We start from the raw sequence: 16,756 nt of genomic DNA on the forward strand, positions 1-16,756 counted from the left end.
GTGACCGCCGCGGCCGAGGAGGAGGGCGGCGGGCGCCCGGGGCCGCGCGAGCAGGTGGCCGCCGCCGTCGGGCTGCTCGACCGTCCCCTCACCTCCTACTACCTGGTGCTGGGCTGCTCGATGATGCTGCTCGCGCTGGGGCTGACGATGGTGCTGTCGGCGTCCAGCGTGAAGCAGCTCCAGGCGACGGGATCGGCGTACACGCTGTTCCAGAAGCAGGCCGTGTGGGTGGTGATCGGGCTGCCCGGCATGTGGCTGGGGTCCCGGCTGCCGGTGCGGACGTTCCGCGCGCTCGCCTACCCGCTGCTGCTGCTGTCGATCGTCTGCCTGGCGCTGGTGCTCGTCCCCGGGCTCGGCCGCAGCGCGGGCGGCGCCACCCGCTGGGTCGACCTCGGGCCGGTGCAGATCCAGCCGTCCGAGCTGGCCAAGCTCGCGCTCGTGCTGTGGGGCGCCGACCTGCTGGCCCGCAAGGACCGGCTCGGCCAGCTCACCGAGTGGCGGCCGCTGCTCGTCCCGCTGATGCCGGGCGCCGGGATCCTCGTCCTGCTGGTCATGCTGGGCAGCGACCTCGGCACCACGCTGGTGCTCCTCACCATCTTCCTCGCGCTGCTGTGGGTCGTCGGCGCGCCCGGACGGCTGTTCGTCGGCATCGCCGGGCTCGTGTGCCTGCTCGTGTCGATCCTCATCGTCGTCGAGCCGTACCGGATGCAGCGCCTCACCGGGTTCCTGGACCCGTCCGGCAACCAGCTCACCACCAACTACCAGGGCACGCAGGGCCTGTTCGCGGTGGCGTCCGGCGGGCTGTTCGGCACGGGCCTCGGCGAGGGACGCGCCAAATGGGACTACCTGCCGCACGCCGAGACCGACTTCATCTTCGCGATCGTGGGGGAGGAGTTCGGGCTCGTCGGCACCCTCGTCGTCCTCGGCCTGTTCGGCATGCTCGCCTACGCGGGTCTGCGGATCGCGCGGCGGGTGAAGGACCCGTTCACCCGGCTCGCCGCCGCGGGCGCCACCGCGTGGCTGGTCGTGCAGGCCATCGTGAACATCGGCGCCGTCATCGGCGTCCTACCCATCACGGGGATCCCGCTTCCGCTGGTGTCCTACGGCGGGTCGGCGCTCATCCCGAGCCTGTTCGCGCTGGGGATGCTGCTCGCCTTCGCCAAACGCGAGCCCGGCGCGCGGCAGGCACTCTCCGCACGTGGCCCCGGACCGGTCGTGAGGGCTCTAAGCTGGCTGGGTCTGGCACGGCGGTGAAATCCCCCCTTTCGACCACGCTGAGGAGTTGTCAACGAGCATGAGGGTTGTCCTGGCCGGCGGGGGCACCGCCGGACACATCGAGCCCGCCCTGGCACTCGCCGACGCGCTGCGCCGCAACGACCCCAACACCGGGATCGTCTGCCTCGGAACCGAGCGGGGGCTGGAGACCCGGCTCGTCCCGCAGCGGGGCTACGAGCTCGCCCTGATCCCGCCGGTGCCGCTGCCGCGCACGCTGACCCCGCAGCTGCTGTCGGTCCCCGGCCGGCTGCGCGGCGCGATCAACGCGGCGGCGGCCGTCCTCGACCAGGCCCACGCCGACGTCCTGGTCGGCTTCGGCGGCTACGTCGCCACGCCCGGCTACCTCGCGGCCCGCAAGCGCAAGGTGCCCATCATCGTGCACGAGGCCAACCCGAAGCCCGGCCTCGCCAACAAGCTCGGCGCCCGGTTCACCGAGCACGTCGCGGTCTCGCACGCCGACTCGCCGCTGCCGAACCCCACGTTCGTCGGCATCCCGCTGCGCCGCGAGATCGCCACCCTCGACCGGCTCGCGATGGGCGACAAGGCGCGCTCCTACTTCGGGCTGCTGCCCGACCTGCCCACGCTGCTGATCTTCGGCGGCTCGCAGGGCGCCCGGTCGCTGAACCAGGCCGCGGTGGCCGCCGCCCCCTACTTCCGGCAGGCGGGCATCCAGGTGCTGCACATCGTCGGGCCGAAGAACACCGAGGAGCCCGAGCCCTCGTCCGGCGGCCCGCAGTACGTCACGATCCCCTACTGCGACCGGATGGACCTCGCCTACGCCGCCGCGGACATGGCCATGTGCCGGGCGGGCGCGATGACCTGCGCCGAGCTGGCCGCCGTCGCGCTGCCCGCGGTGTACGTCCCGCTCCCGATCGGCAACGGCGAGCAGCGCCTCAACGCCGAGCCGATCGTCGCGGCGGGCGGCGGCATGCTGGTCGACAACGCCGAGCTGTCGCCCGACTGGATCGCCCGGCACCTGCTGCCGGTGCTCGCCGACCCGGCCCGGGTCGCGCACATGTCGGAGGCCGCCGGCCGGATGGGCCGCCGCGACGCCGACGTCGCGCTCGCCCGCATGGTGTACGACGTGGTCCGCTCGGCGGGCGCCGCGCGATGAGCCTGATCGACCCGGGGGAGGTCGTGCCCGCCGAGGAGCTCGGCAGGGTCCACTTCATCGCGATCGGCGGCGCCGGGATGTCCGGCATCGCCCGCATCATGCTGCGCCGCGGCATGGTCGTGTCCGGCAGCGACGCCCGCGACTCCGAGCTGCTCGGCCAGCTCGGCGATCTCGGCGCCAAGGTGTTCGTCGGACACGACGCCGCGTACGTCGGCGACGCCGACACGGTGGTGGTCTCCACGGCGATCCGGGAGACCAACCCGGAGCTGGTCGCCGCCCGCGAGCGGGGCCTGCGCGTCCTGCACCGGTCCGCGGCGCTCGCCTCCCTGATGGCGGGGCGGCGCGCCGTCGCCGTCGCCGGGACGCACGGCAAGACCACCACGACGTCGATGCTGACGGTGGCGCTCCAGCACGCGGGCGCCGACCCGTCCTACTGCATCGGCGGCCAGCTCGTCACCACCGGCCTCGGCGCCGACGAGGGCACCGGCGACGTGTTCGTCGCCGAGGCCGACGAGAGCGACGGCTCGTTCCTCATGTACACCCCGCACATCGCGGTCGTCACCAACGTCGAGGCCGACCACCTCGACAACTACGGCGGCTTCGAGATGGTGAAGGAGAACTTCGCCCGCTTCGTCGACCGCGTCGAGCCGGGCGGCACGCTCGTCGCCGGGGCCGACGACCCGGTCGCGATGGAGCTCACCGCGCTGGCGCGGGCGCGGGGGCTCACCGTCCGGACGTACGGCGAGGCGGAGGGCGCCGACCTGCGGGTGACCGGTTTCACCCCGCGCGGCCTCGGCTCCCGGTTCGAGATCGAGGGCGCCGGCGAGGTCGTGCTCGGCGTCCCCGGGCGGCACAACGCGCTCAACGCCGCCGCGGTCGTCGCGGTCGCGCAGGCGCTCGGCATGGCGGACGCTCCGGTGCGGGCCGGCCTCGCCGCGTTCGGCGGTGCGATGCGCCGGCTGGAGCGCAAGGGCGCGGCGGGCGGCGCCGAGGTGTTCGACAGCTACGCCCACCACCCGACCGAGCTGACTGCCGACCTGGACGCCACCCGCGACTACCTGGGCGAGAAGGGCGAGGGCGGCCGGATCGTCGCCGTCTTCCAGCCGCACCTGTACAGCCGCACCCGGTTCTTCGCCGCCGAGTTCGGCGCGGCGCTCGGCCTCGCCGACGTCGCGGTCGTCATGGACGTGTACGGCGCCCGCGAGGACCCCGAGCCCGGCGTCACGGGCGCCCTCGTCGCGGACGCGGTCCCGGCGGGCACCGAGACCGTCTACGCGCCCGTCCGCGACGAGGTGCCCGGCATCGCGGCCTCGCTCGCCCGGCCCGGCGACGTCGTCATCACGCTGGGCGCCGGGGACGTGACGCAGCTCGGGCCGCTGATCCTGGAGCGACTCGCCGGTTCCTGAGGCGGGCGCGCGGAGCGGGCCTCCGAGGGGGACACGCCGCCGCGGGCCGGTAGGCGGCGCACGGGGGAAAGACTGCCACCATTGGGTCATGACCGACACGCGGGCGGATCGGCGCGCCGTCCCGGAGGAGGGCCCGGCCGGGGAGGGGCGCGGCCGTCCGAACCGGTGGAAGGCGGTGTTCGTCACACTGCTGGTCGTCGGCGCGCTCGGCCTGGTGACCTGGGTGCTGCTCGGCTCGCGGCTGCTGGTCGTGCGGCACGTCGAGGTGTCCGGCGCCGGCCTGGCGCCCCGCGACCGGATCGTCGCGGCGGCCGGGATCGACCTCGGCACGCCGATGGCGCGGCTGCGCACCGGCGCGATCGGGGAGCGGGTCGAGCGGCTCCGCGAGGTCGAGTCGGCGAAGATCGAGCGGAACTGGCCGGGCACGGTCCGGATCGTGGTGCGTGAGCGGGTCCCGGTGGCGGTGTTCACCCGGGACGGCCGCTACCACCTGGTCGACCGGCACGGCGTCACGGTGGCGGACGGCGAGTCGCGCCCGTCCGGGCTGCCTACGCTGACGGTCGCCTCGCCGGGGCCGTCCGACCGGGCGACCCGCGCGGCGCTCGCCGTGCTGTGCGGCCTGCCGGAACGGCTGGGCGGCAGGCTGGCCGAGGTGGAGGCCACCGGCCCCGAGACGGTCACCCTCCACATGAAGGACGGGCAGACCGTGGTGTGGGGCGCCGCCGAGCGGGCAAGGGAGAAGATCAGGCTGCTGGACGCCGTGCGGCGCACCGCGGCCGGCCGCGCCGTCCGCACCGTGGACATCAGTTCCCCCGAGGTCCTGAAGACGAAGTGATCCGGGCGAAGTAGGCCGGGTGCGTGTGTCGCGGCGCTTCCGGGCGTCCGATCGGGCACGCTGGAACGGTCATGCCGGATCGAGGCGGAACGGGGAGGGGGACGCCGGTGTACGCGGGCCGGGGAACGGGCGGATGCCCGAGGCCAACCAGGGCAAACCTGTGCCAGCTGCGACACGCCGGTGGAGTTCGGGGGAGGTTAGTTGACCCTGGCGGTAAGGCCGCCCTACTGTCCGTATCAGTCTTCAGGTTGACATAACTGTAAGCCTCAAGTTGAGGGTGAGGGTTTTGGCCCCGCCTCAGTGCACAGGTCGGGAAACCGCGGCGGCACGGTCGGTCAGACCGGGCAGGGCGGTCGGAGAGAGCGGAAAGGCCCCTCGTCGTGGCAGCACCGCAGAACTACCTCGCGGTCATCAAGGTCGTCGGCATCGGCGGCGGCGGCGTCAATGCCGTCAACCGGATGATCGAAGAGGGTCTCAAGGGCGTCGAGTTCATCGCGATCAACACGGACGCCCAGGCGCTGCTGATGAGTGACGCCGACGTGAAACTGGACGTGGGCCGCGAGCTCACCCGCGGCCTCGGCGCCGGGGCCAACCCGGACGTGGGCCGCAAGGCCGCCGAAGACCACCGCGAGGAGATCGAGGAGGTCCTCAAGGGCGCCGACATGGTGTTCGTCACCGCCGGAGAGGGCGGCGGCACCGGCACCGGCGGCGCGCCCGTCGTCGCCAACATCGCCCGCACCCTCGGCGCGCTCACCATAGGCGTCGTCACCCGCCCGTTCAGCTTCGAGGGCAAGCGCCGCGCCATGCAGGCCGAGGCCGGCATCGAGACGCTGCGCGACGAGGTCGACACCCTCATCGTCATCCCCAACGACCGGCTGCTGTCGATCTCCGACCGGCAGGTCAGCGTGCTGGACGCCTTCAAGGCCGCCGACCAGGTGCTCCTGTCCGGTGTCCAGGGCATCACCGACCTCATCACCACCCCGGGCCTCATCAACCTGGACTTCGCCGACGTCAAGTCCGTCATGTCCGGCGCCGGCTCGGCGCTGATGGGCATCGGCTCCGCGCGCGGCGACGACCGCAGCGTCGCCGCCGCCGAGATGGCGATCTCCAGCCCGCTGCTGGAGGCCAGCATCGACGGCGCGCACGGCGTGCTGCTGTCCATCTCCGGCGGCTCCGACCTCGGCCTGTTCGAGATCAACGAGGCCGCGCAGCTGGTGTCGAACGCCGCCGCGCCGGACGCGAACATCATCTTCGGTGCGGTCATCGACGACGCGCTCGGCGACGAGGTGCGGGTCACGGTGATCGCGGCGGGTTTTGACGAGGGGCGCCCTGCGAAGCCGGTCCCCGAGCCGGAGAGCAAGCGGCTGCCCCCGCCTCCGCCCCGCCCGGTGCCGCCGCCCGCGTCCGCGCCGGCCAACCCGATCCCGAGCCGGGTCGGGCGGTCCGAGCCGGCGGGCGCCCAGCCGGCCGGCCGGCAGGGCGCGCAGCCGTCGGTGGCGCAGGCCGCCGCCGCGCCGCACCCGCCCGCCCAGACGCCGCCGTCCGCGCCGGCCCCGCCGGCGCGGTCCGGCGCCGACCACGAGCGGCGGCACGACGACCGGGAGGCCGGCCGCACCGAGCCCGCCCGGGCGGAGGGCGCCCCGGCCGGGCCGCCCGGCGACCGGGACGCCGGCGGCTCCGGCGAGTCCGCCGGGTCGCGCGCCCCCGCGCCGCGCCAGCCCGCCGAGCAGTCCTCCTCCCGCGTGCACACGGGGGAGAACGACGGCGGCCCCGCCTCCTCCGGGCAGCGCCGCCGTCCCGTGGTGTTCGACGAGGACGACGACCTCGACGTCCCCGACTTCCTGAAGTGATCACCCCCGTCGCCCTGGGCGACGGCGTCGGCGCCGCCTTCACGGGCCGCGCCGGCGGCGTGAGCGGGCCCCCCTACGACTCCCTGAACCTGGGCGGCGCGGTCGGTGACGACTCCGCCGCCGTGCTCGGCAACCGGCGGCGCGCCGCCGAAGCCCTCGGCGTCGACCCCGGCCGCACCGTCTTCATGCGGCAGGTGCACGGCGCCGACGTCGCGTTCGTCACGGCCCCCGACGTCCCCGGGCCCGTCGACGCGGTCGTCACGACCGTTCCGGGCCTCGCCCTCGCCGTCCTCGTCGCCGACTGCGCCCCGGTGCTGCTGGCCGACCCCGCCGCCGGCGTCGTCGGCGCCGCCCACTCCGGCCGCCCCGGCACGGCCGCCGGGGTCGTCCCGGCCCTGGTGAAGGCCATGTGCGAGCGGGGCGCCGACCCCGCGCGGATGACCGCCGCGATCGGGCCCGCCGCGTGCGGCCGCTGCTACGAGGTCCCCGCCGAGATGCGGGACGAGGTCGCCGCCGTCGTCCCCGCCGCGTACGCCACGACGTCGAAGGGCACGCCCGGCCTCGACATCCGCGCCGGCGTCGCCGCGCAGCTCGCCTCCGCCGGGGTGACCGCCGTCGGTGCCGACCCGCGCTGCACCATCGAGGACGCCGGCCTCTTCTCCTATCGCCGCGAGGGGCGCACCGGCCGTTTCGCCGGATACGTCTGGCTCAAGGAAGACGCGTGACCGCCGGTGGGGCCGCTCCGCGGGAGCGGACGGCGGAGCTGGCCGAGGCGCTCGCCGCCGTCCGCGCCCGCATCGCCGCCGCCTGCGCCGCCGCCGGCCGGGACGAGCGCGAGATCACGCTCATCGCGGTGACCAAGACCTTCCCCGCCTCCGATGTGCGGCTACTGGCCGGACTCGGCCTCACCGAGGTCGGCGAGAATCGCGACCAGGAGGCCCGGCCGAAGGCCGCCGAATGCGCCGACCTCCCCCTCACCTGGCACTTCGTCGGCCGGCTGCAGACCAACAAGGCCCGCGCGGTCGCCGGCTACGCCGACGTCGTCCACTCGGTGGACCGCTCCAGGCTGGTCTCCGCCCTGTCGGACGCCGCCGTCCGCGGCGGCCGGACGCTGCGCTGCCTCGTCCAGGTCTCGCTCGACGAGGAGGAGGCGGCGCAAGGGAGGGGCGGCGCGGCCCCGGACGCGGTGCCGGGGCTGGCCGACGAGATCGCCGGGGCCCCCGGCCTGCGGCTCGGCGGCGTGATGGCCGTCGCGCCGCTCGGCGCCGACCCGGTGCCCGCCTTCACCCGGCTTGCCCGTATCGCGACGGAGATCAGGCGGAACCATCCGGACGCCCGGATCGTCAGTGCGGGTATGAGCGGCGATCTGGAACAGGCGATCGCGTGCGGCGCGACACACCTGCGGGTCGGTACGGCGTTGCTCGGCGGCCGACGGGCAATCGTCAGGTAATGTCCCCCGAGTGGTACCTGCCGGTACGCGGGTCGCCACGACGGAACAGTCCACCGGCGGCGCCGGACGCGCCCGGAGCCGCCACCACAGGGACACGGAGGGGCGTATGGCCAGCGCGATGCGCAAGATGGCGGTCTACCTCGGCCTTGTGGAGGACGACCGGTACGACGACAAGTACGGCGACTACGACGAGTACGAGGTCTACGACGAAGAGACCGACCCCGGTCAGACCCGTCGCCGCGAGGACGAATCCGGCGGTCAGCTTACCCGAGCGGAGGAGACCGCGGACCGGGATCGCGACCATCACTCCACGTCGACCATAGAGCGACGCTCCGTGGCGCTCTACGAGTCCGGTACCACCGACCTCGCTCGTATCACTACTCTGCATCCAAGGACCTACAACGAGGCACGGACCATCGGGGAGCACTTCAGGGAGGGCACGCCGGTGATCATGAACCTGACCGAGATGGTCGACAGCGACGCCAAGCGTCTGGTCGACTTCGCGGCGGGTCTCGTATTCGGCCTGCACGGGAGCATCGAGCGTGTTACGAACAAGGTGTTCCTCCTGTCGCCCGCCAACGTGGAGGTGACGGCGGAGGACAAGGCCCGGATGGCGGAACGTGGGTTCTTCAACCAGAGCTGACAGTCACAAGCGAGAGTATCCGTGAACATCGCTGGACAGGTGCTGACGTACCTTCTGTACTTCTTCCTCCTCTTCCTGATCGGGAGGCTGGTGCTGGAGGTCCTGCAGTCGTTCGCCCGCCAATGGAAGCCGTCCGGGGTGGTGCTGGTGATCGCCGAGGCGACCTACACCGTCACCGATCCGCCACTGAAACTGCTGAGGCGTTTCATCCCGCCGGTCCGGCTGGGTAACGTTGCACTGGACCTCAGCTTCACCGTGCTCATCCTTGTGGTCTGGATCCTGATCATGGTCATTGGCTCCATATTCGGTGGTCCCTAGATCGATCGGATACCGTCCTTCAGGGACAGACTCCAAGCGCGCCAAGGAGACGAGACATGCCGCTGACACCCGCCGATGTGCGGAACAAGCAGTTCAGTACCACCAGGCTGAGGCCGGGGTACGACGAGGAGGAGGTGGACGCCTTCCTCGACGAGGTCGAGGCGGAGCTCGACCGCCTCATCCAGGAGAACGAGGAGCTGCGCGCCAAGCTGGCCGAATGCCTGCGCGGCAAGGTCCCCGCCATGGCCGCGCCCATCGTGGAGCCGAAGCCGGACGTCCAGAAGATCCCCGAGCCGCCCCGCCCGGAGCCGCAGCCCGAGCCGGAGCCCGTCCTCGGCGGTCTCGGCATGGCGTCCGCGCCCACCGGCGAGGACAACATGGACACCGCGGCCCGCGTCCTCGCGCTCGCGCAGCAGACCGCCGACCAGGCGATCGCCGACGCCCGCCGGGAGGCCGACGAGACGCTCGGCCGCGCCCGCCGCGAGGCCGAGGAGATCCTCGGCAAGGCCCGCCGGCAGGCCGACCAGATCGTCAGCGAGGCCCGCTCGCGCGCCGAGGCCCTCGACCGCGACGCGCAGGAGCGGCACCGCCAGGTCATGGGCTCGCTCGTGCAGCAGCGCGAGGAGCTCGAGCGCGAGGTCGACAACCTGCGCGCCTTCGAGCGCGAGTACCGCAGCCGCCTGAAGGTGTACCTGGAGGGGCAGCTCCGCGACCTGGAGGCGGGCAGCACCGAGACGGGCGCGTTCGCCGCCGTCCCGGGCGCGGCTCCCGTCCAGTCGCAGCCGAGCGCGCCGCAGGGTCCGCAGACCGGCCCGCAGACCAGCCTGCCGCACCCGGAGAACCGCAACGGCGCCGCCGGCGGTCCGTCGCCCGCGCCGGGCACGTTCCCGCAGCCCGCCGAGCACGGCCAGCAGGTCCAGCACTCGGCCACGGGCGCGTTCCACGCCGGCGGTGACAACCCGCCGCACGACAGGCGCTGACGCGGCCGCCGCAGGCGATAGTGTCGTCCCGATGCCCGCGCCAGGGGTGGCGGCGGCGCCACCCCGGTGATGCCGGGCGGTCGTGCGGGACGGCCACCGGGCCCTTCGCGCGGCACGCAGCCGAGCGGTCCGAACGAGTGGGAGAGACCCTGTGATCATCCTGAGTGGCGTTCTCGTGGTGGTGGCGATCGCCCTGCTGGTAGCGGGAATCGTCGCGGGTAACGGAGACAGCGCACAGGTCTTCGGCCTGGACGCGCTGGTGGTGATCTACATATCGATCGCCGTCAGCATCGTCTCGGCACTGTGCCTGGCCATCGGGGTGTTCCTGCGGCGCAAGGAGCTGTGGGGTCCCGGGGCCTCGGCGTCACCGGCCCGCACGAGCAAGAAGGCCAAGGCCAAGAAGGACAAGCGCAAGAAGGCCGCGCCCCCGGCGCCGGCCAGGAACGCCGCGGGCGCCACGGGCGTCCCGGCGGCGGTGCCGGCCGCGGGCCCGGACGGCGACGAGCCGGAGATGCCCGCTCCGCCCGCCGACGTCCCCGACGACGCGACGGTGTTCGTCGTCCGCGGGCGCAAGCGCTACCACCTCGACACGTGCCGGCAGCTCGCCGGGCGCGACACCGAGGAGCTGACCTACGCCGAGGCCAAGGAGGAGGGGTTCAGCCCCTGCACCGCCTGCATGCCCGACACCGCACTGGCGGCGCGCGCCGCGGCCTCGGTGCCGGCGTCCCCCGGAGACGGCGGCGACGCGCGCGGTGCGAAGGGGGCCCGCGAGCCCGGCGCGGAGCGCCCCGAGAGCGGCCCGGCGGGCCTCGCCGAACCGGCGGCCCACGCCGCGCCCACCTCCTTCGACACTCCCGTGTCGTTCGACGGGCCCGGCTCCTTCGAGCGTCCGGGCGCGTTCGACCGGACGGCCGAGATCCCGCGGGCGGACGAGCCCGCCCCCGAGCGGCCCGCCGGAGACCCGGCCGGGCCGACACTGACCGACATGCCCGCGAGCGGTCTGTTCGGCACGGCGGCCGCCGGGGAGGCGCCCAGCGTGCCGGAGACGGCCGAGGAGCCCGAGCCGGCCGCCCGGGAGCCGGAGGCCCGCTCCGTGTGGGAGCGGCCCGCTGAGGCCCCGTCCGCGTCCCCTGACGTGACCGCCGACCTCGGCCCGTCCCCGCGCGCCGGCGCGGACGCGGGCGCCCCGAAGCCGCGGCACGCCCACGAGGGCGCCGACGAAGGGACCGGCGGCGAGGCCGCCGAGCCCGCCCGGGAGGACGCCGCCTTCGCGGCGGAGCCGGAGCCGGCCGCGGAGGCCGGGCGGGCGCCGTCCGGCGGCGAGTCCGCGCCGGAGCCCGCGGGCGAGGGCCCGCAGGTCCGCATCCTGAGCGGCACCAAGCGCTACCACCGCGTCGACTGCGCCCTCATCGAGGACATCGGCGACGAGGCCGACGACCTGGAGTCGCTGTCCCGCGCCGAGGCCAAGTCCCGGGGCTGCACGCCCTGCCTGGTCTGCCAGCCCGACCGCGAACACGCCCGCGACTGACGTCCGCGGGCCGGAGGGGCGGCCGCCCGGCGGGACCGGGCGGCGGCCCTCGGCTCAGCGGCCCCGGCGGCGCTCCGCGCGCAGTTCCCGCAGGCGCTCCCGGCGGGCGTCCCGGTGCTCGCGGTGAAGCTCCCGCATCTCGTCGTGGTGCCTGCGGTGCAACTGGTGCATGTCCCCGTGCCGGTCGCGGCGGCCCTTCTTCTCGCCGGCCGCGCGGCGGTTCACCGAGACGCCGCCGAACAGCACCATCCCGGTCAACCGGATGACGGGTGCGTCCGGGGCCACGGTGTCGTCCTCCGGCAGGTCGCTTCCGCCGAAGACCGCGGTGGGGGAGCCCGCGACGCGGACGCCCGGCGGGACGGTGATGTCCACCCCGCCGAACACGCAGGTGATGTTGACGGTCACCTCGGCGCTGCTGAGGACGGCCTGCCGGAAGTCGAGCTCCACGCCGCCGAACACGCAGGAGACGTTGGTGGTGGGCTCGACCAGCCAGCGCCCCTTGCGCTCCGCCCCGGCGAAGATCGCCACGATGTTGGGCGACTGCGGCGGGGGCGGCGCGAGGGCGGGCTCCTTGCGCAGGTCGACCCGCGGCCGCGGCGCCTGCTCCGACGGCAGGTCGCTGAGGACGGGCTCCAGGTCGGCGTACGTCTTGGCCTTGTAGACGGCGTCGATGCGCTCGGCGTGCTCCTCCGCCGTGATGCGCCCCTCCGCCAGGGCCTCGCGCAGGCGGTCGGCGACCTCGTCGCGGTCGGCGTCCGACGCGCGCATGCTCGCGGGTGACGGTGGGGCCGGGCGGTCGGGGCCGGCGGGCTGCTCGGGAAGACTCACCGGACCATCATCGCAAACGAGATGTGTCGCGATGAACCCCATGACGGAAAAGTTCTCCGCCGCGCCCGGATCCGGCCGGACGCGGCGGAGAACTCCTCCGCCTCAGGTCGCCGCACTCACCGCACGCCGTCACCCCGGACGGGCGCCTCACGGCTCGCGGACGCGGGGCTCACGCCTTGCGGAGGTAGTAGGTGAGCCCGAGGTCCTCCTCGCGGTTCGCCGGGACGCCGGCCGGACGGCCCTCGCTCACCGCGGTCGCGAGGACCTCGGCGGCGACCTCCGCCGTGTGCGCGCGCAGCGCCTCGGCGAGGTCGGTGCCGGTCGCCTCCCACCACAGCTCGATGCGGTCGGTGACCTCCAGCCCGGCGGCCTTGCGGCCCTCCTGGACGAGCCGGACGGCCTCCCGCACCAGGCCGGCGCGGCGCAGCTCGGGGGTGACGGTGAGGTCGAGCGCGACGGTCTCGCCGGCGGCGCTCTCCACCGCCCAGCCGCTGCGCGGGCGCTCGGTGACGATCACGTCGTCGGCCGACAGGGCGACCGTGCCGAGGCCGTCGGCCTCCACCCGCGCCTCGCCCGCCCGCACCGCCCGCACGAGCTCCGCCGCGTCGGCGGAGGTGATCGCCTTGGCCACCTTCGGGGTGTCCTTGGCGTAGCGCTTGCCGAGTTCGCGGAAGTTCGGCTTGACCTCGTACTCGACGAGGTCGCCGCCGATCGAGGACAGCTCCTCGAAGCCGAGGACGTTCAGCTCCTCGGAGATCTGCGCCCGCAGCTGCTCGGGCAGCGCGGACCAGCCGGCGGCGCCGACGAGGGCGCGGCCGAGCGGCTGCCGGGTCCGGACGCCGCTCGCCGATCGCGCGGACCGGCCGAGCTCCACCAGCCGGCGGACGAGCGCCATCTGCGCGGTCAGCGCCTCGTCCAGCAGGCTCTCGTCGACGGCCGGCCAGTCGGCCAGATGAACCGACTCGGGGCCGTCCTCGGGCCGGATGACGTCCCAGACGTGGTCGGTGATGAACGGGACGATCGGCGCCATCAGCCGGGTGAGGGTCTCCAGGCACTCGTAGAGCGTGGCGAACGCGGCCGAGCCCTCCGGCGTCTCAGGGCCCTCCCAGAAGCGGCGCCGGGACCGCCGGACGTACCAGTTCGACAGGTCGTCCACGAACTGCGACAGGCACCGGCCCGCGCGCGCGGTGTCGAACTCCTCCAAGGCGGTGTCGACCTCGCGGACGGTGCGGTGCAGTTCGGCGAGCGCCCAGCGGTCCAGGAGCGGCCGGTCGGCGGGGGCGGGCGCCTCGGCCAGCCGGTCCGGCGTCCAGGCGCGGCCCTGCGACTCCGCGGCGTTCGCGTACAGGACGAAGAACGACGCGGTGTTCCAGTACGTGAGGAGGACCTTGCGGACGATCTCCTCCAGGGCGCCGTGCCCGACGCGGCGGGACGCCCAGGGCAGCCCGCTCGCGGCCATGAACCAGCGCACCGCGTCGGCGCCGTGCTCGTCCATCAGCGGGATGGGCCGCAGCACGTTGCCGAGGTGCTTGCTCATCTTCCGGCCGTCCTCGGCGAGGATGAGGCCGAGGCACACGACGTTCTCGTAGGACGACCGGTCGAACACCAGCGTCCCGACGGCCATGAGGGAGTAGAACCAGCCGCGTGTCTGGTCCTGGGCCTCGCAGATGTACTGGGCCGGGTAGGAGTTCTCGAAGACCTCGTTGTTGCGGTGGGGGGCGCCCCACTGCGCGAACGGCATCGACCCGGAGTCGTACCAGGCGTCGATGACGTCGGGCACGCGGCGCGCCTCCGTCCCGCACCGCGGGCAGGGGAAGGCCACGTCGTCCACGTACGGCCGGTGGGGGTCGAGCGCGGACAGGTCCCGCCCGGCCAGCTCGCCCAGTTCCCGGAGCGACCCGACGCAGGTGATGTGGTCCTCGTCGTCGCCGCAGACCCACAGCGGCAGGGGCGTGCCCCAGTAGCGGCTGCGGGACAGCGACCAGTCGACGTTGTTGCGCAGCCACTCCCCGTACCGGCCGTGCTTGACCGTCTCGGGGAACCAGTTGGTCTTCTCGTTCTCCTCCAGCAGCCGGTCCTTGATCTGCGTGGTGCGGATGTACCAGGCGGGGAGCGCGTAGTAGAGCAGCGGCGTGTGGCAGCGCCAGCAGTGCGGGTAGCTGTGGTCGAAGTGCCCGCCGCGGAACAGCAGCCCCCGCGCCCGCAGGTCGTCGGTCAGCGGCTCGTCGGCGTCCTTGAAGAACGTGTTGCCGACGAGCGGGACCTCGCGCAGGAAGCGGCCGTCCGGGCCGATCGGGTTGACGATCGGCATCCCGTACCGCTTGCAGACGGTCATGTCGTCGCCGCCGAACGCGGGCGCCTGGTGGACGAGCCCGGTGCCGTCCTCGACCGTGACGTAGTCGCCGAGCACGACGTAGTGCGCGTCCGGGATGTCGACCAGGTCGAACGGCCGCTGATACGTGGTCCGCTCCAGCTCGGTGCCTTGGTAGGCGGCGAGCCGCTCGGCGCCCTCGCCGAGGACGTGGTCGACCAGGGGCTCGGCCACGACGAGCACCTCGTCCGACCCCTGCGGCCGGGCCGCGACGTAGGTGACGTCGGGGTGGACGGCCACGGCGGTGTTGGACACCAGCGTCCAGGGGGTCGTCGTCCAGATGAGCAGCGCGGCGCCCATCTCGGCGAGCGGGCCGGACGTGACGGGCATCCGCACGTACACCGACGGGCTGGACACCGTCTCGTACCCGCCCGGCTGGCCCAGCTCGTGGTCGGACAGGCCCGTCCCGCAGCGCGGGCAGTACGGGGTGATGCGGAAGTCGCGGAACAGCAGGCCCTTGTCGAACACCTGCTTCAGCGACCACCAGACGGCCTCGACGTAGTCGGGGTCCATCGTCCGGTAGGCCTGGTCGGTGTTGACCCAGTAGCCCATGCGCTCGGTCATCTCTTCGAACGCGTCCACGTGGCGCAGGACCGATTCGCGGCAGCGGGCGTTGAACTCCGCGACGCCGTACTCCTCGATGTCCTTCTTGCCGGTGAGACCGAGCTCCTTCTCGACGGCGACCTCGACGGGCAGGCCGTGGCAGTCCCAGCCGGCCTTGCGCGGGACGTGGTGGCCCTTCATGGTCTTGAAGCGCGGGAAGACGTCCTTGAACACGCGGGCCTCGACGTGGTGGACGCCCGGCATGCCGTTGGCGGTGGGCGGCCCCTCGTAGAACACCCACGGCTCGCCCGACGCGGTGCGCTCCAGCGACCGCTCGAAGACCTTGTCCTTCTGCCAGCGGCGCAGCATGTCCCGCTCCAGGGCGGGCAGATCGACCTGCGCGGGAAGCGGCCGAAAACCTCGGCTCACGATGGCGGACCTCCGGATCGACGTGACCACGTTGACCGGAGGGACGAGGCGCGCGGCCCCGCGGTACCACCCTCCTTGACCGCGCCCGCCGGCACGGCCCGCTTCGTTCGAGTCTCGGCTGCCGGGTCTACTGCGCCCGCGGACCGGGTCCGGGGGCGGTTCTTCCGGCGGCTCCGGGGTGATCAGACCGCCGGGCTCGCCCCCGGGCTCGCACCGTCCCCGGGTCGCTCTTGGCCGCGTTCGGCGGCAGGTGTCCCCATCAGGGCCTGCCAAGAAAGTTGCTCTCCTGAACCTTAACGCACGCGCGGGCCGCGCTCTTCCCCTTTACCCGCCGCCCGTTCACCCGCCCGCCTCGTGCACGGGCTCGGCCCCCCGCGGCCCGGCCCGGCGGGCGGGGTGCCGTTCCTTTGCGATCTCGTGCGCCGAACGGGGGTTTCCGGGCGATCGGCGGGCGGGCATAAGCGGTCGGTACCACGGCGAAGGTTGTTTACCGCGCCCGAGAGAGGGGACCAATGCTGCCCGCACTGCCCGTCGAGGCGACCACCGCGAGGGAGGCCGACATGGCCGGCGCGACGAAGGGCACGACGCCCGCTGCGGAGCCCGCCGCAGGCAAGACCCGGGGGAAGGCGCCCGCGGCCAAGAGTCCCGCCGGGAAACCGGGTCGGCCGGCGGCGAAGCCGCGGGGCGGGCGCGCCCCGGCGAAGGCGGCCAAGCCGGCCAAGCCGGCCGAGCAGGGGAAGCCGGGGAAGGCGGGGAAGGCGGCCAAGGCCGCCGAGCTGCCGGTGCGCGAGGGCGAGCACCGGTGGACGCCCGCCGAGCTCGCCGAGGTGCGGGCCGGGCTGCAAGAGCAGATCGAGGGCCTGCGGGCCGAGATCGCGGCGTCCGCCAGCCAGATCGCCGAGGGCGACGGCAGCGACGGGGCCGGCGACGACCAGGCCGACGCGGGCGCCAAGACCTACGAGCGCGAGCATGAGCTGGCCCTGGCCTACAATTCACAGGACCTGCTCGCCCAGATCGAGCGGGCCGTCCAGCGGATGGACGCCGGCACGTACGGAACCTGCGAGTCCTGCGCCAAGCCGATCGGCAAGGCGAGACTCCAGGTCTTCCCTCGTGCGACCCTGTGTGTGACATGCAAACAACGCGAGGAACGTCGCTGAGCGACTCAACGAACCCAGAGCGCGAGGCC

Annotated in this window: 14 protein-coding genes; 12 read left to right on the forward strand and 2 right to left on the reverse strand. The window is 73.8% G+C overall.

The annotated features are described in order from the left end of the window. The 11 genes from ftsW to SM611_RS25140 all read left to right on the forward strand — a co-directional run bounded on the left by ftsW (position 1) and on the right by SM611_RS25140 (position 11,399). Entirely contained in the window at positions 1–1,254 is a 1,254-nt protein-coding gene (gene ftsW / locus SM611_RS25090) for a putative lipid II flippase FtsW (RefSeq protein ID WP_371952360.1), read from the forward strand. A 40-nt stretch (positions 1,255–1,294) separates the two neighbouring features. After that, entirely contained in the window at positions 1,295–2,389 is a 1,095-nt protein-coding gene (gene murG / locus SM611_RS25095; RefSeq protein WP_371952361.1) for an undecaprenyldiphospho-muramoylpentapeptide beta-N-acetylglucosaminyltransferase, read from the forward strand. Next, complete coding sequence (gene murC / locus SM611_RS25100) at positions 2,386–3,795, forward strand: UDP-N-acetylmuramate--L-alanine ligase (RefSeq protein WP_371952362.1); 1,410 nt, start codon at positions 2,386–2,388, stop codon at positions 3,793–3,795. The genes murG and murC overlap by 4 nt, the downstream gene beginning before the upstream one ends. A gap of 88 nt (positions 3,796–3,883) precedes the next feature. Beyond that, positions 3,884–4,630 (forward strand): cell division protein FtsQ/DivIB, encoded by a 747-nt coding sequence (locus SM611_RS25105; protein WP_371952363.1) that lies wholly within the window; start codon positions 3,884–3,886, stop codon positions 4,628–4,630. Positions 4,631–5,010: 380 nt separating this feature from the next. Continuing rightward, the gene (gene ftsZ / locus SM611_RS25110; RefSeq protein ID WP_371952364.1) at positions 5,011–6,480 is read left to right on the forward strand and encodes a cell division protein FtsZ; all 1,470 of its coding nucleotides are present in this window, start codon (positions 5,011–5,013) and stop codon (positions 6,478–6,480) included. Continuing rightward, on the forward strand, positions 6,477–7,205 hold the full coding sequence (gene pgeF, locus SM611_RS25115) for a peptidoglycan editing factor PgeF (RefSeq protein ID WP_371952365.1): 729 nt from the start codon (positions 6,477–6,479) through the stop codon (positions 7,203–7,205). Before ftsZ ends, pgeF begins: the two co-directional genes overlap by 4 nt. Beyond that, positions 7,202–7,930: a YggS family pyridoxal phosphate-dependent enzyme gene (locus SM611_RS25120; RefSeq protein WP_371952366.1), complete on the forward strand. Its 729-nt coding sequence runs from the start codon at positions 7,202–7,204 to the stop codon at positions 7,928–7,930. Before pgeF ends, SM611_RS25120 begins: the two co-directional genes overlap by 4 nt. Before the next feature lie 106 nt (positions 7,931–8,036). Then, a complete protein-coding gene (locus SM611_RS25125) occupies positions 8,037–8,573 on the forward strand; it encodes a cell division protein SepF (RefSeq protein WP_371952367.1) in 537 nt (178 codons plus the stop codon). A 21-nt stretch (positions 8,574–8,594) separates the two neighbouring features. Further along, positions 8,595–8,891 carry a YggT family protein gene (locus SM611_RS25130; protein ID WP_067631098.1) on the forward strand — a complete coding sequence of 99 codons (297 nt, stop codon included), beginning with the start codon at positions 8,595–8,597 and terminating at the stop codon, positions 8,889–8,891. Between the two features lie 56 nt (positions 8,892–8,947). Next, positions 8,948–9,871: a DivIVA domain-containing protein gene (locus SM611_RS25135; RefSeq protein ID WP_371952368.1), complete on the forward strand. Its 924-nt coding sequence runs from the start codon at positions 8,948–8,950 to the stop codon at positions 9,869–9,871. A gap of 151 nt (positions 9,872–10,022) precedes the next feature. Beyond that, positions 10,023–11,399 carry a hypothetical protein gene (locus SM611_RS25140; RefSeq protein WP_371952369.1) on the forward strand — a complete coding sequence of 459 codons (1,377 nt, stop codon included), beginning with the start codon at positions 10,023–10,025 and terminating at the stop codon, positions 11,397–11,399. 54 nt (positions 11,400–11,453) lie between these two features. Here the strand turns inward: SM611_RS25140 and SM611_RS25145 are convergent, their stop codons facing one another. Both SM611_RS25145 and ileS read right to left on the reverse strand, forming a co-directional pair. After that, positions 11,454–12,227, reverse strand: a complete 774-nt coding sequence (locus SM611_RS25145) for a DUF1707 SHOCT-like domain-containing protein (RefSeq protein WP_371952370.1) — start codon at positions 12,225–12,227, stop codon at positions 11,454–11,456. Between the two features lie 169 nt (positions 12,228–12,396). Continuing rightward, a complete protein-coding gene (gene ileS, locus SM611_RS25150; RefSeq protein WP_371952371.1) occupies positions 12,397–15,570 on the reverse strand; it encodes an isoleucine--tRNA ligase in 3,174 nt (1,057 codons plus the stop codon). A 776-nt stretch (positions 15,571–16,346) separates the two neighbouring features. Between ileS and SM611_RS25155 the strand changes: the two genes are divergently transcribed. After that, positions 16,347–16,727 (forward strand): TraR/DksA family transcriptional regulator, encoded by a 381-nt coding sequence (locus tag SM611_RS25155; protein WP_371952422.1) that lies wholly within the window; start codon positions 16,347–16,349, stop codon positions 16,725–16,727. Positions 16,728–16,756: the final 29 nt, after the last annotated feature.

It is taken from the genome of Actinomadura monticuli, from assembly GCF_041463655.1.
Lineage (GTDB): Bacteria > Actinomycetota > Actinomycetes > Streptosporangiales > Streptosporangiaceae > Spirillospora > Spirillospora monticuli.